Origin of the sequence: Rhodococcus sp. NPDC056516 (assembly GCF_042794655.1) — a bacterium.
Classification (GTDB): Bacteria; Actinomycetota; Actinomycetes; order Mycobacteriales; family Mycobacteriaceae; genus Rhodococcus_F.
In genome coordinates this window covers 73,098-86,534 of record NZ_JBHTTG010000001.1, presented here as the reverse complement: position 1 = coordinate 86,534, position 13,437 = coordinate 73,098, and the positions used below count along the sequence as shown (strand labels likewise).

Here is a 13,437-nt window from a genome sequence, read left to right as displayed (position 1 = left end):
TCGGTCGCTGCGAACAGTCCGAGGCCAAGCGCTGGAACCACTCGCGACGGTGACCGATCCCCTCGGACAGAACGAAAAAGGGCTTGAACAGTTCCCTCCCGAGTTGGTACGAACTGAACATGCATCTACCCGCGGACAGTCATGTTCACAGCGAGTGGTCGTGGGACACCGGCGGTCCACAGTCCGACGCTTCCGGGCGAATGCAACAGACTTGCGCTCGTGCCGAAGCAATCGGATTGCCGGCGTTGGTGTTCACCGAGCATCTCGACTTCGACGACCGCTGGCGTACAAACGCCGCTGACCTGATGCCCCACCAACGTCACCTCCTCACCGCTGACGGCTACGTTCACGCACCGGTCCTCGACGTCGACGGCTATCTCGACAGCATCGAACGATGCCGACACCGTTTTCCTGAATTGCGGATACTCACCGGAGTCGAGTTCGGACAACCCCACCTACACGAAGCGCACGCGTCGCAATTTCTCGATCTCGGCGGCATCGACCGAGTAGTGGGTTCCTTGCACACGCTAGAAGTCGGCGAAGATCGGAGTGAACCGAACACCCTGTTCCGAATTTGGGGCGCTGACGAGGTCATGTTGGCGTACCTGGAAGAGATTCCGCGCATGGTCGCGCGTTCCCGTGTCTTCGAAGTGTTCACCCACATCGACTACGCGGTGCGCGCATGGCCGACCGAAAGCACCGGACCTTTCGATCCCCGCCGATTCGAGGACGGATTCCGAAATGCCATGCGCGCCATCGCCGACAGCGGCCGAGTTCTCGAGATGACTACCCGTCGGCTGTGGCCTTGGATACCCCAGTGGTGGAGCGAAGAGGGAGGCAAAGCGGTGACATTCGGAAGCGATGCCCATGTGCCCGAAGCTCTGGCAGCCAACTTCCCGGAAGCGACAGCGATGCTCGAGCACTACGGATTCCGTTCAGGTAAAAGGCCCGAAGACTATTGGACTCGCTGATCCGCAGGATCCGCCAGACCGGAATTTCCGTGAGCTCGGGTTGTCGGAGGCGAATCAACCCGCAATAGTCGATGTATGGATCGGTACAAGATCACGATGCCCGACGGCTCTTCGACCGAGGAACCTTTCAACTCCGACAAGGAAGCAATCACTTGCGCAGTGGATGCCAACCGAGGAGTCAGCAAGAACCTCGTGGTCGAAAAATACACAGCCGACGGTCATCTGGTTCCAACCGCGCAGGCGCCTGCGAAACACACGGGTCGTCACAAGAAGAACCGTTCGAAGAGTTGAACACTCGACTAGTTCACAACTCTCGTACTCGGCGTGTGACGACCGGATGCGTGACGCAGAAGTAGTTGGATCGCGTGCTCGACAGTTGCTCCCAGGATGGCTTCGGGGGCACCTGAGAATACCTGCATCTCCGTTTCAGCGGTCCCGTGGTCCACGACCCCGAACCACACAGTTCCGGGTGGATCGTTCTCCTGTGTATCCGGTCCGGCTTCGCCGGTGACGGCCAGCGTCAAAGTCGCGCCCATCAGCGTGGCAGTGCTGTGTGCCATGACCCGGGCAGCCTCCTCACAGACCACTGGCCCGTCCGGAACATGAAGTAGGGAATGCTTGACCGCTCTGGTGTACGCGACGATCCCACCACAAAACCAAGACCCGGCGTTCGGCGCCTTCCCCAGGTGCGCGGCGATATTCCCGGCAGTCAGCGATTCCGCCGTAGCGACTGTCAGGCCGCGCTCTTCGACCAAGGTAGCCAGCCGACTGCACAGCGCGTCGAGGTTGTTGTCCGACGGAAGCTCCGTGCGTGGATCGTCACTCATATATTGTCCCTCTTGTCTTCGCTCCTCCCTACGCCGGTTTGATGTGCCGGTCCCACTCCGCTTTCGCTGGAAGCCGATTCAGTCGTCTCCGCGGCGGGTTGCTCGTCTGCAGGGGATGCAGTTCGTCCACCAGGAGTCTCTTCCGCCGGTCGTGCCTTGAGCCCCGAATCGACGACGGGTTTGCCGGCCCCTCCCGTATTCGGTCCACCAGAACTCTCCGCCTCCTTGAAGGCCGACTTCTTTGCGGCCTCCTGACGTCCCTCGTACGGCGGCACGGCCGGTTCGGATGCGGTGGGCTCGGCGGGAGTTGTCTCGGTTCCTTCTACCCCCGAGATCGTCTCCTCGTCGCCGAACGCGCCGGAAGGGCGATCCACCGGACCGCCTCCGGGTTCATTCGAGCCTGTGCCTCGGGAGCCCGGGGCTCCACGCGCAGACTGAGGTTCTTCGGACGCCCGTTCGCCAGATTCGTTTTTCATGACTAACCCTTCGCCATCATGCAACTCGCGACGCGGCCTACAGACGGGATGATTTCTGCACAGGGGAGTCGACAAGTTCTCATTTCCAGTGAACTCGGCACAAAATTGGAAGTCAACGCCTCCCCGTTGCCTGTCCCTGTTGCCTACAGCTCACTCCCCCCTTGCGAACTGCATCCTTCGAAAGTGCGTCGGGCACACTCGTCGATCACATCAGCCACACGTGACCGACGCGCGAGTTGTCGGCGCTGCACGATCGCTCCGTTTCCATTGCTGAAGACCTTGTCCAAGGACGCCGTGACCTGCTCGAACTCGCCGAATGCGGTCAGAGCAGGTTCGACATGATCCACCAATCGCCGAACCGCCTGGTGAGCGGTCAGCAAACGCACGGATTCCACGTCCAGCGACCTCCCGTCGAGTCCGTCGCGTGCCGCCCGCCAGCAAGCCGCCCGGAGTAACTCATGATCCACAGTGGGCGCCACCTCACCTTTGGTGATCGCGGCGGATGCGGTGCCGACAAGAGCCTGTACCAACGTGGCCAGAGTCAGCGTCTCCTCAACGGTGGCAGGCACGTCGCTGATCCGAATCTCCACGGTGGGAAGGTGATCCGACATGCGCACGTCCCAATAGACCATGTGTGGATCGAGAATGACCCCTGTCTCCAGCATCGCTGCAACGGCATCTTCGTAGTGCCCGACAGACTCGAAGTAGGGCGGCGGACCCGAGCTGGGCCATCTGCCGAACAGAACGTAACGCCAACTTGCATAGCCGGTATCGCGTCCGCCGCTGATCGGGGAGTTCGCCGTCAACGCCAGCAAGGTCGGCAACCATGGGCGCAGATGATTGACGATTTGGACCGATCGTTCTCGATCTTCCACACCCACATGAATGTGGCAGCCACACATCACACCTTCGGTGATCGCACCGAACTGTCCGGCCATCCGCTGATATCGCGACTTCTGAGTGATCTCGTCGACCGGCGGATCGAAGAACGGCGTCCCGACTGCGATGAGCTGACAACCCACGCGAGCAGCGGCATCGGCGGTGACGGCACGAGATTCACAGAGTTGATCACGAAGATCACGAATATGACTACCGATCGACGTGGACGTCTCCACCTGACAGCGCGTGAGTTCGAGTTGCAGCGAGATACCGAGTTCTCGCCCGGCGGCCGCAACTTCGACGTTGCGCAGACTAGGATGCCCGGTCTGCGGATCGCAGAGCAAGAACTCTTCCTCCACACCGAGAGTCGGTGTACCTACGGAGAACAGGTCGGGAGTCGGCTTCGCATTCATAGCACTTCCTTGCACCGGTGTTCCTCCACATCCGGTACTTCGAGCCTACGACCTTCTTCGCCTTTCGGCACTACGCCATCGGTTTCACCCACTCACCGATCGGGTAGTGCCCTGTGAGCCGACGACAAGCGGCAAATCGCAAGTCTTCACGAACTCAGGACGGAGTGTGCCGTGACAAACGCGAGCGGAAGTTCACCGGTAGATGACGAACACACCAATCGATCGCATGTCGGGGAGGCAATCAGCGACGGCCGCAACTATCCCGGATACCTGCTGATCGGGCTGGGCCTGGCAACTCTCGGATTGACCTTGGTGGCAGCAGGTTACGGATTTCGTGGATGGGCAGTCATTGCCGGCGTCGTGTGCGTGGTGTCCTTCATCATCGGAACGCTGGCCATCTTGATGGAACACCGTCGGGTCAAGCGACTGGAAGGTCAGGAACTCTTCGATCAAGAAGGGCACTGAACCGAACGCTCGAGTCGCATTCTGCACCAGCAGAGTACGACTCGAGCAGAATACAGCTCAGTGATTGCGGAGTTTCTCGATCAGCTCGCCCTTGTTCAGCTTCGAATAGTCGTGCAGATCGAGTTCCTTGGCGCGCTTTTTCAGGTCGTCCACCGTCCACTCCTCGAACGGTGAGGATTGTCCGCCGGACTTGGCGACATTCGACCGCCCTCGATTGGCGGCTGCATTGGAGATTCGGGCCGCCTTTTCCTTGGAATCGCCCTTCTCGCGTAACTCTTCGTAGAGTTCTTGATCCTTGAGTTGAGGTTGTGAGTCCTTGCGAGCCACTGTTTCGTCCCTTCACTCGTCTTCACTCCGACGGTGTGGCCGAACTGGCAATTCGGCCACACCGCAAGTTCGAACGTACGTCGGCACTCAGGATGTGGGCGGCACCTCGAAACGCCCCCACACGCGGTGCGTCTTCAGAAGCTGAGCCAGTGAGGCGAGGGCTCCTTCCGCGTCGGCATCGACAACGACTCCCAATGCAGACTCGTCGATACCGGCCGCGGCCAGCGCACTCATGCTCTCACCCCAACCACCAATCGCCTTGCTGTGACGATACATTTCGTTCAGCAGAGTCTCCACCCGTGGATCCAACTTGCCCTCGCCGATCCGAGAAACGTCGCCGCTCAGCAGGATTGCATCGAATTCGATCGAACGAGCTGTGAGGTAAGTCCGCTGCACCGTCACCGCGTCGTCACCGTCCCCGATGGTTCCGCCGTGCGGGCCGAGGATCAGCGGCACCATACCGGCGTCGAAGATCTTGTCTCGAACGGCGACAACCGTGTCGAGATCGGAGTTCTCGTCGACCAGTAGTGCAATGATCCTTCCGTCAACAGGCCATTCCGCACCCACCTGAGACAGTGCAGGACTGGGCTCCGGATCACTCAACGGCTCAGTCGGTTCGGGTACCGGAAGGCCAAGCCCGCCTGCGACGATCGATACGAGAGCCGCATCGATGTTGGCCAAAATGCCCAGATTCCGGGTCTTGATGTTCTCCTCGTAGCACTTCCCCAATTCGAAGGTGTACGCCTGTGCGACGTGCTCCTGTTCGACAGGGGACAGACTGCGATAGAAGAGTCGAGCTTGCGAGAAGTGATCGTCGAACGATGCCGGCGCCTGCCTCACCTTGCGCCCTGAAACTTCCTCGGGCACCTCGATATAGGCGGCACTGTCTGCCGAGGCCAAGAAGGGGCAGCCACCGTCCAACGAATTGGGATGGTACGGCGCGATCCCGGTATGCACACCGTCCTGGTGGAAGCCGTCGCGAAGCATGTCGTTGACGGGCGAGTGAGGACGGTTGATCGGGATCTGATCGAAATTGGGACCGCCGAGTCGCGTGATCTGGGTGTCGAGGTAGGAGAACAATCGTGCCTGCAGGAGCCGATCATTGGTGATGTCGACGCCCGGAACCAAGTGGCCTGGATGGAATGCCACCTGTTCGGTCTCGGCGAAGAAGTTGGTCGGATTGGCATCGAGCGTCATCGTTCCGATGACCTGAACCGGCGCGAGCTCTTCGGGCACAATTTTGGTGGGATCCAAAAGATCTATGCCTTCGAACATTTCGTCTTCGGTATCGGGGAATACCTGCACGCCCAGATCCCAGGACGGATATGCACCTGCCTCGATGGCGTCGGCAAGATCGCGTCGGTGGAAGTCTGGATCCACACCGCCTGCGATCTGAGCTTCCTCCCACACTAGTGAATGCACTCCGGCTGCCGGCTTCCAGTGGAATTTAACAAGATTCGTCTCGCCGTCGGCGTTGACGAGCCTGAATGTGTGAATGCCGAAGCCCTCCATCATGCGATAGGAGCGCGGGATGCCTCGATCAGACATGTTCCACAATGTGTGCGCGGTGGCCTCGGTGTGTAGCGACACGAAGTCCCAGAAGGTGTCGTGAGCGCTCTGTGCCTGCGGAATCTCGCGGTCCGGGTGAGGTTTCGCGGCATGGATGATGTCCGGGAATTTGATTCCGTCCTGGATGAAGAACACCGGGATGTTGTTGCCGACCAGATCGAAGACACCTTCGTCGGTGTAGAACTTGGTGGCGAACCCGCGTGTGTCACGGACGGTGTCCGCCGAACCGCGTGAACCCAGAACCGTCGAGAATCGCACGAATACGGGTGTTCGCGCACCTGAAGCGAAAAGCGAAGCTTTACAGATGTTTTCGGCTGCGCCGTTTGCCAGGAACGTACCGTGTGCGGCCGCCCCGCGGGCGTGGACGACGCGCTCCGGAATTCGCTCGTGATCGAAGTGTGTGATCTTCTCACGAAGGTGGTGGTCTTGAAGAAGAGTCGGTCCCCGCTCACCCGCAGTGAGCGAGTGGTCGGTCTCGTAGAGTCGCGTTCCGGTTGCGGTGGTGAGGTACTCACCCCGCTGGCCGCGACCGTTTCCCTTCACCTTTTCCTCGGCACCCGCTACGGTACGCACTTCCGGCTGCCTCTGGTCGTCCTTGGGAGGCAACGGCGCTCGAGGCTTGACCGGCTCTGTCAGGTCCGGCGTTTTCGGGGCCGGTGCACCTGGGACGGACTGGGATGAAGGCATCGAACAGCTCCTCTTGATCGTGATGCTGGGCGCACGAATTCTGTTACGCCGTAATGAAGTAGAGATTTTCTCTGAACGCGGAGCCACGACTCGCCCCCGGACTGGGATCAATCCCAGGCCGAGGGCGACGAGTGCGTCGGGGCTATTGCTCGGACTTCTGCCGCGCTTCGTCCGCAGCAGCTTCCGCGCGAGCCTTCTCGGCTTCTGCCTCTTTCTTCGCCACTTCTCGCTGGCTCTCGGCCTTGTCCTGCTGGGCGCGACCCTCTCGGGTCAAACTGTCGTTCCCGGAGACCGCACCAACGGCTTCCTTGGCCTTACCCTTGACGTCCTCTACGACGCCTTTGATGCCCTCGCTGGGGCCGCTCTTGTCATCTGTCACGTTGTTCCTCCAGGTCGTTTCGGATTCGCGCTCGAGATTCCTGCCGCGCAGGATTCCCACACAGAAGCCCTACCCGGTCGTAATTCGCATAAACATTCGTGCATCGACAACACGTGGCACATACATGCACCGACTGCCGAGGGGAGTGTCGTTCACTCTCGTGTGTTATTCAGTGCAGATGAGCCAGTTACAGACCGATCCCCCCGTGGGCGGAACCCTGTCCACGATTCGCGCGCTTGCGCCCACCCTGGCCCCGAGCGAGCGACGTGTCGCCGACATCTGCATCGCCAGGCCCAATGAGTTTGCCTGGTGGTCGGCGGCAGATGTGGCCGAGCACGCGTCCACGTCGACGGCAACTGTCATTCGGGCTTGTCAGAATCTCGGATTCAAAGGATTTCAGCATCTGCGCATGCTGCTGCTCAGAGATCTCGGCGCAGCAGAATCACGGGTGCAGGACGCGGCGCACACCAAGGACAGCAACGGACTGCTGCAGGCAGTACTCGGCGAAGTGGCGGCCGATCTCGGCGGCGCACTCACACCTCTGGATCGCGAAGCTTTCGACCGGGCTGTCGAGGCAATTGCCGACGCCGAACGCGTACTCGTTGTGGGAAACGGGGTGTCCGGGCCGTCGGCATCTGCAGTGGCTGTTCGGTTCATTCTGAACGGCCGCACAGCTGAAGCGCCCACTGATGCAGTGATGCAGCAACTCACAGCCCGGCACCTCACTTCGCGTGACGTTTGTCTGGCGATCAGTGACAGTGGGCTCAACTCACTGACTCTCCAGCCCGCCCAAGCTGCAAAAGACGCCGGCGCAACCGTCATCGGCGTGACCGGCTACGCGCGTTCCCCGCTGGTGGAACTGGCCGACATGGGGTTGGTTCTCGGTGGCGGAACCGGGCCGTGGGGCGCACACGGCGCCTCCGCGACCGTCATTCAACTGACCTTTCTGATCGGTCTCCAGATCGCGGTCAGTGAACGCCGTGGCGGGTCAGCCGAAGCTGCAGCTCAGACCCTCGAACACGTCATCGGAATCCTCAATCACGGTTCCACCACCTGAAATTCGGGTTCGTCGCACGTTTCGGTTCGAATAGTTGCCCTGAGAATTACGGACAATTACGACGGCGTTCGGTCACCGTTCATCTTCGACTGGCTAACTTCTGATGTAACGAAAATCCCCAATTCGACGCGATTGGGTAACGTCATTTCATCGGGAGAAGCCAATGGGCAGGATTCGAATAGAGAATCTGAGTCGGAAATTCGCAGATGTCACCGCAGTCGACAACATCGACATCGATGTTCGTGACGGGGATTTTCTGGTCCTCCTCGGACCGAGCGGCTGCGGGAAAACTACGTTGCTCAGGATGCTCGCCGGTCTCCTCGAGCCGACAAGTGGCCGAATACTGCTCGACGACGAAGACATCACTACGGCTCCCGCCCGTCGGCGAGACGTCGCCATGGTGTTTCAGAACTATGCCCTCTACCCGCACCTTTCCGTCGCGAAGAACCTCGGTTTCCCTTTGAAGGTCAAAAAGATCGACAAGGCGTCGGCAGTAGCACGTGTCGAGGAAGTAGCACAGCAACTGGAGATCGCACATCTGCTGGAGCGCAAGCCCAAGGAGCTGTCGGGTGGTCAGCGTCAGCGCGTAGCGGTGGGCCGAGCGATCGTCCGAAATCCGAAGGCGTTCTTGATGGACGAGCCACTCTCCAACCTCGATGCGAAGCTCCGAACAACAACTCGTCGTGAACTCACCGACCTCCACCGAAGGTTGGGCGCCACCTTCGTCTACGTCACCCACGACCAGGTCGAGGCTATGACAATGGCGACGCGTATCGCGCTGCTCAACAACGGCGGACTCGAGCAACTCGGCACCCCCGAGGATGTCTACGATCGCCCGGCATCAGTATTCGTTGCAGGATTTCTGGGCAGCCCTGCAATGAATCTTGTTGATGCAAGGGTATTTTCGTCCGGCGGGAGCGTGAGGGTTACGGCCGAAGGCATCGAAGCCTCACTCTGGCCAGGAGAGTCCGATTCCCGCGACGTCGTACTCGGCATTCGTCCCGAACATCTCACACCGATCCATCCAGGCACGGATTCCGGCCCCGGCGCACGTATCACGGTCGATGTCACGTCGGTCGAGAATCTCGGAAGCGAGCAGGTGGCCTACTGCCTGGTCGGTTCGACCACGATCTGCGTGCGCGCTCCGCGACCGATCGCCCTCCACGAAGGACAGCCCGCGGTACTGTCCGCCGAGCTGCGCCACCTTCACCTCTTCGACCGAGCCAGCGGGCGTCGCCTCGAATGGCTGGACATACCAGCAACATTGAATCTCGATTCATCAGTTCTCAGCTGAACCTTCAGTTCGCCCTCTCACAAGAAAATTTCATCACGAGGAGCTTTGTCATGCGCAAAACACGATGGAAGATCGCCATAGCGTTAGCGGCATCCCTCGCCCTTGCCGGCTGTGCCACTGGCGGCGCCACCACCGGCGGCTCGGATTCCGCGGAACAGGTGCCGGAACTCGACCCGAACCAGCAGGTCGACATCGTCTTCGAGTCCTACAACCTTGCCCAGGCCGGTTTGTGGACAGACACCATCACCGGTCTCATCTCCGACTTCGAGGCCGCCCACCCGAACATTCACGTAAAAGCACAGCCGCCGCAAAGCGGTGGCGCGGCCGGTTCCGGCACCGCAAGCAGTGTGCAGACACAAATGCTCGCCGGGTCACCACCCGATGTCGCTCAATTGACCTTCGACACTCTCGATTTCGCAGTCACAGCACTGAAAGCCAGAAATCTCGACGAACTGGTCGGCAAGGACGCAGTCCAGGCCAACTTCGGCGGAGACCATCCCTTCCACCCCAGAGCTGCAACACTCGGCGATTGGAATGGCGACACCTACGGCGTTCCGTATGTGTTCTCCACTCCCACATTGTTCTACAACTCCACTGCACTGATCGAAGCCGGCCTCCCGGCAGACACCGACCTCTCGACCTGGAGCAAGGTGGCCGCTGCCGCGAAGGCAGTGACCGCCAAGACCGGAAAGCCGTCGCTCGGCGTCAGCTGTTCGGTCAAGGGCGGCAGCTGGTGCATGCAGGCGCTCTTCAAATCAGCCGGCGGTGGTGTGCTGTCCGAAGATCGCAAGACCATCGAATTCGGCGAGCCTGACTCGGTTTCGGCGGTCACCATGCTCCGCGGACTCTACGAAGACGGGGTCCTGGTCAACGCAGATGCGGCGACGCAGTACGAGAGCTTCGCGAAGGGTGACATCGCCATCGATCTCAACACGTCTGCACTGCAGGGAATGTTTGTCAGTTCCGCGACAAAGGCCGGTTGGGACTTGAGAGCAACCGCGATGCCTGCCTTCGACGGACGTGCAGCGATTCCCACGAACTCAGGTTCCGTCCTGTCCGTCTTCTCGCAGGACCCGGCGAAGGCGCGCGCTGCTTGGGAATTGATCAAATTCATGACAAGTGATCATGCGTACACGCAGATCTCCACAAAGATCGGATACCTACCCCTTCGTTCGTCGCTGACGCAGGATCCCGCTGCACTCAAGCCTTGGGCGGACGGCAACCCACTGCTGGCACCCAATCTCAAGCAACTCGACTCACTCCAGCCCTGGCAGTCCTACCCCGGCAACAGCTACGTCCAGGTCGACGACATTCTCGCGCAAGCCATCGAAGAATCCGTGTTCTACGGCAAGGACCCGAAGTCGACGATGCAGGCCGCACAGCAACGGGCTCAGGACTTGATCGGCTGACACGGTCCAATCCAATTCCAGCGAACACAACTTCCGGATCGGGAACAACTATGAGTACAGCTCTTCCGGATCAGCGAGCCAACCGCCGGCTCGACCTGAACGGTACCTACAACTTTCGCGACGTCGGCGGATACGCCACTCGTGACGGTCTTACCACCAAGTGGAACAAGCTTTTTCGGTCAGACGCTCTTCACCGTCTCAACCAGGTGGATCGCGAGGTTCTCCGCGGTCGAGGACTGGCATTCGTCATCGACTTGCGCGAGCAGGAGGAATTGGACACGGCGCCGAACGCACTCGAAGGTCTGACGCTCGAGCAGCATCATCTACCCATCTTCGAGGGTGAAATAAACACCCGCGAAACCAGTTTGGACCTCGCGGCAATCTATACAAAGGTCATCGACCAGTGCGGCACCCGGTTGACTCGCGCAGTGCGAACCATCGCTGAATCCGATGATCGGGCAGTACTGGTGCACTGCACGGCAGGCAAAGACCGCACCGGTCTTGTCATCGCGCTTGCACTGGCGGCGGTCGGCGTGGACAACCGCGACATCGTCGCAGACTATTCGCTCTCCGAGGTCATGTTGGCCGGCGAATGGGTGTCGGCGATGGCCGTCAAGATGCGCGAATACGGCATAGGCGGGGCGGACGTCGCCCAACTGGTCGGGGCAAGCCCGGCTGCGCTCATGCGGGCAAGTCTGCAGTCCATCGACGACTCGTACGGCGGCGCCTCCGAATACCTTCTTGCCCATGGATTGAGCTCCGCAGAACTCGATCGCCTACACCTTGCACTGGTCAACTAACCCACACTTCACAGGAGAATCATTCATGTCCCAGTACGGCGAACCCGATCACTACATCCTGCACCTCAGCGACACTCACTTTGTCACCGACGGAGATCTTCTCCACGGTTCCGTGGACAGCGACGCCAATCTGGCACGCATCTTCGAGCGACTGGAAAGGACTGGCCAGCGTCCGGAGGCTATTGTCTTCACCGGCGATCTGGCCGACGTGGGAGAACCCGAGGCATACGTCCGACTGCGCCGGATCGTCGAGCCGGCAGCCGAACGGCTTGGTGCGAAGGTGATCTGGGTCATGGGCAATCACGACGCGCGTCCGGCATTCCGCAGCGGCCTGCTGGACGCCGCTCCGACCCAGGAATCCGTCGACTCGGTGGTCGACGTGAACGGCCTCCGTATCATCGTGTTGGACAGCACTGTTCCCGGCAGCCATCACGGGTTGATCACCGACGAACAACTCGCTTGGCTCGAAAAGATTCTTGCCGTACCGGCACCACACGGCACCCTTCTTGCACTGCATCATCCGCCAGTCCCGTCAGTTCTGGATGTGCTCTCGTTGGTAGAACTCAAGGAACAGAACAAACTTGCCACTGTGCTCGAAGGAACCGATGTCCGCGGCATCCTCGGTGGCCACCTGCACTACTCGACCACCTGCACGTTCGCCGGAATTCCTGTCTCGGTTGCCTCGGCGACCTGCTACACGCAGGATCTTCTCGCGAGTAAGGGCAGCATGCGCGGCCAAAACGGCGCACAGGCATTCAACATGGTCCACGTCTTCCGAGATCGAGTTCTGCACACGATAGTTCCTGTGGAGGAGTCGGCAACTGTGTACGAAATGAGCGCCGAGTACCTGCAAGAGGCCATATCCAAGCTGGTCTCCGCGAGTGATCCGTCCAGTTCTGCTACTGCACTGGCGAATTGAGCCACGAACATGTTTGTCGAAGTTCCAAGTACCGGCGGGTCGGAGCGTGCCATAGCGGCGCGCCCGGCCCGTTCCGGGTGGGCACCCCGTGTCTGGGTGCCATACCTGTACCTGTTGCCGGCAGTGGTGCTGTTGATCGTGTGGATCTACAAACCGCTCGGCGAGACTGTCAACCTGTCGTTCTACAAGTGGAACATGGTACCTACCACTCCCAAAGTGTCGGTAGGACTGGATAATTACACGCGAGTTCTCTCGTTGCCCGAGTTGCATCAGGCGCTGCGGAACACCGTGGTCTACACACTCGCCTTCATGCTGTTCTCGCTGTTGCTGCCGATCCTCATCGCGTTGGTGTCCAAACGGATATCCGGACGGTCGAAGACGATCTATCAGGCTCTGATCTTCGTCCCGTTCCTGGTGACACCGATCGCGGGCAGTGCCGTGTGGCGTTGGCTCTTCAATCCCGACGGCGGCGCTGTCCCGAGGGTGGCCGCAACGTGGGGAATCGAGATGGGCAACATCTTTCGTGATCCGAAGTTCGCTCTACTCGGTGTGGTCGTGATCGTCGGATGGCAAATGCTCGGCTTCGGGGTGCTGGTCATTTCAGCTGGGCTGGCGGGCATCAATCCGGACTATGCTTCTGCGGCATCACTCGACGGGGCGTCCGAGGCGACGATCACCCGAAAGATCACACTGCCGCTACTCTCCCCGACGCTGGTGTTCCTGGCCCTCATGACGATCCTGTTGGGTGCGCAGTGGGCGTATCCCGTGATCGACATTCTCACCCAGGGTGGACCGAGCGGCGCGTCCACGAACATCTATTACCTGTTGTACCAGTTCGGTTTCCAGAACTTCGACGCCGGACTGTCAGCTGCCGCAGGCACTCTCTTCTTCCTCGGCTTCGGAATCATCGCAGTCATCTTCGTCCGCCTGTCGGACCGGCTGAGCTTCTACGACAATTAGGAACT

Annotated in this window: 15 protein-coding genes; 9 read left to right on the top strand and 6 right to left on the bottom strand. The window is 60.1% G+C overall.

Features of this window, described 5'->3' with window-relative positions:
- The first annotated feature begins 83 nt into the window (after positions 1-83).
- Positions 84-971 carry a PHP domain-containing protein gene (locus tag ACFQ6Y_RS00375; protein ID WP_378627600.1) on the top strand — a complete coding sequence of 296 codons (888 nt, stop codon included), beginning with the start codon at positions 84-86 and terminating at the stop codon, positions 969-971.
- 75 nt (positions 972-1,046) lie between these two features.
- On the top strand, positions 1,047-1,262 hold the full coding sequence (locus tag ACFQ6Y_RS00370; protein WP_003943261.1) for a hypothetical protein: 216 nt from the start codon (positions 1,047-1,049) through the stop codon (positions 1,260-1,262).
- Between the two features lie 8 nt (positions 1,263-1,270).
- Here the strand turns inward: ACFQ6Y_RS00370 and ACFQ6Y_RS00365 are convergent, their stop codons facing one another.
- From ACFQ6Y_RS00365 to ACFQ6Y_RS00355, 3 genes are all read right to left on the bottom strand, one after another.
- Positions 1,271-1,798, bottom strand: a complete 528-nt coding sequence (locus ACFQ6Y_RS00365) for a CinA family protein (RefSeq protein ID WP_378627596.1) — start codon at positions 1,796-1,798, stop codon at positions 1,271-1,273.
- Complete coding sequence (locus ACFQ6Y_RS00360; protein WP_378530387.1) at positions 1,795-2,172, bottom strand: hypothetical protein; 378 nt, start codon at positions 2,170-2,172, stop codon at positions 1,795-1,797. The genes ACFQ6Y_RS00365 and ACFQ6Y_RS00360 overlap by 4 nt, the downstream gene beginning before the upstream one ends.
- Positions 2,173-2,417: 245 nt before the next feature.
- Positions 2,418-3,566 carry a glutamate--cysteine ligase gene (locus tag ACFQ6Y_RS00355; RefSeq protein WP_378627594.1) on the bottom strand — a complete coding sequence of 383 codons (1,149 nt, stop codon included), beginning with the start codon at positions 3,564-3,566 and terminating at the stop codon, positions 2,418-2,420.
- 171 nt (positions 3,567-3,737) lie between these two features.
- On the opposite strand from ACFQ6Y_RS00355, the gene ACFQ6Y_RS00350 reads away from it, so the two are divergent.
- Positions 3,738-4,031 (top strand): hypothetical protein, encoded by a 294-nt coding sequence (locus tag ACFQ6Y_RS00350; RefSeq protein ID WP_378627591.1) that lies wholly within the window; start codon positions 3,738-3,740, stop codon positions 4,029-4,031.
- Positions 4,032-4,088: 57 nt separating this feature from the next.
- Here ACFQ6Y_RS00350 and ACFQ6Y_RS00345 read toward each other — a convergent pair whose 3' ends face one another.
- The 3 genes from ACFQ6Y_RS00345 to ACFQ6Y_RS00335 form a co-directional block, all read right to left on the bottom strand.
- The gene (locus tag ACFQ6Y_RS00345; protein ID WP_378627589.1) at positions 4,089-4,358 is read right to left on the bottom strand and encodes a Rho termination factor N-terminal domain-containing protein; all 270 of its coding nucleotides are present in this window, start codon (positions 4,356-4,358) and stop codon (positions 4,089-4,091) included.
- 87 nt (positions 4,359-4,445) lie between these two features.
- Positions 4,446-6,614: a catalase gene (locus ACFQ6Y_RS00340; protein ID WP_378627587.1), complete on the bottom strand. Its 2,169-nt coding sequence runs from the start codon at positions 6,612-6,614 to the stop codon at positions 4,446-4,448.
- A 142-nt stretch (positions 6,615-6,756) separates the two neighbouring features.
- Positions 6,757-6,993 carry a CsbD family protein gene (locus ACFQ6Y_RS00335; RefSeq protein WP_283306332.1) on the bottom strand — a complete coding sequence of 79 codons (237 nt, stop codon included), beginning with the start codon at positions 6,991-6,993 and terminating at the stop codon, positions 6,757-6,759.
- A 178-nt stretch (positions 6,994-7,171) separates the two neighbouring features.
- Here ACFQ6Y_RS00335 and ACFQ6Y_RS00330 point away from each other — a divergent pair, with 178 nt between their 5' ends.
- From ACFQ6Y_RS00330 to ACFQ6Y_RS00305, 6 genes are all read left to right on the top strand, one after another.
- On the top strand, positions 7,172-8,050 hold the full coding sequence (locus ACFQ6Y_RS00330; protein ID WP_378627584.1) for a MurR/RpiR family transcriptional regulator: 879 nt from the start codon (positions 7,172-7,174) through the stop codon (positions 8,048-8,050).
- Between the two features lie 163 nt (positions 8,051-8,213).
- Positions 8,214-9,344 (top strand): ABC transporter ATP-binding protein, encoded by a 1,131-nt coding sequence (locus ACFQ6Y_RS00325; protein WP_378627581.1) that lies wholly within the window; start codon positions 8,214-8,216, stop codon positions 9,342-9,344.
- 50 nt (positions 9,345-9,394) lie between these two features.
- Positions 9,395-10,753 (top strand): extracellular solute-binding protein, encoded by a 1,359-nt coding sequence (locus ACFQ6Y_RS00320; protein WP_378627578.1) that lies wholly within the window; start codon positions 9,395-9,397, stop codon positions 10,751-10,753.
- Positions 10,754-10,803: 50 nt separating this feature from the next.
- The gene (locus ACFQ6Y_RS00315) at positions 10,804-11,553 is read left to right on the top strand and encodes a tyrosine-protein phosphatase (protein ID WP_378627576.1); all 750 of its coding nucleotides are present in this window, start codon (positions 10,804-10,806) and stop codon (positions 11,551-11,553) included.
- A gap of 25 nt (positions 11,554-11,578) precedes the next feature.
- Entirely contained in the window at positions 11,579-12,472 is an 894-nt protein-coding gene (locus tag ACFQ6Y_RS00310; protein ID WP_378627574.1) for a phosphodiesterase, read from the top strand.
- A gap of 9 nt (positions 12,473-12,481) precedes the next feature.
- On the top strand, positions 12,482-13,432 hold the full coding sequence (locus ACFQ6Y_RS00305; protein ID WP_378541569.1) for a carbohydrate ABC transporter permease: 951 nt from the start codon (positions 12,482-12,484) through the stop codon (positions 13,430-13,432).
- Positions 13,433-13,437: the final 5 nt, after the last annotated feature.

Bases quoted from the DNA above. Each gene is read 5' to 3' on its own strand.
- ACFQ6Y_RS00305 (WP_378541569.1), top strand. From the start codon at position 12,482: ATGTTTGTCGAAGTTCCAAGTACCGGCGGGTCGGAGCGTGCCATAGCG.
- ACFQ6Y_RS00355 (WP_378627594.1), bottom strand. From the start codon at position 3,566: ATGAATGCGAAGCCGACTCCCGACCTGTTCTCCGTAGGTACACCGACT.
- ACFQ6Y_RS00370 (WP_003943261.1), top strand. From the start codon at position 1,047: ATGGATCGGTACAAGATCACGATGCCCGACGGCTCTTCGACCGAGGAA.
- ACFQ6Y_RS00315 (WP_378627576.1), top strand. From the start codon at position 10,804: ATGAGTACAGCTCTTCCGGATCAGCGAGCCAACCGCCGGCTCGACCTG.
- ACFQ6Y_RS00340 (WP_378627587.1), bottom strand. From the start codon at position 6,614: ATGCCTTCATCCCAGTCCGTCCCAGGTGCACCGGCCCCGAAAACGCCG.
- ACFQ6Y_RS00330 (WP_378627584.1), top strand. From the start codon at position 7,172: ATGAGCCAGTTACAGACCGATCCCCCCGTGGGCGGAACCCTGTCCACG.
- ACFQ6Y_RS00320 (WP_378627578.1), top strand. From the start codon at position 9,395: ATGCGCAAAACACGATGGAAGATCGCCATAGCGTTAGCGGCATCCCTC.
- ACFQ6Y_RS00365 (WP_378627596.1), bottom strand. From the start codon at position 1,798: ATGAGTGACGATCCACGCACGGAGCTTCCGTCGGACAACAACCTCGAC.
- ACFQ6Y_RS00325 (WP_378627581.1), top strand. From the start codon at position 8,214: ATGGGCAGGATTCGAATAGAGAATCTGAGTCGGAAATTCGCAGATGTC.
- ACFQ6Y_RS00310 (WP_378627574.1), top strand. From the start codon at position 11,579: ATGTCCCAGTACGGCGAACCCGATCACTACATCCTGCACCTCAGCGAC.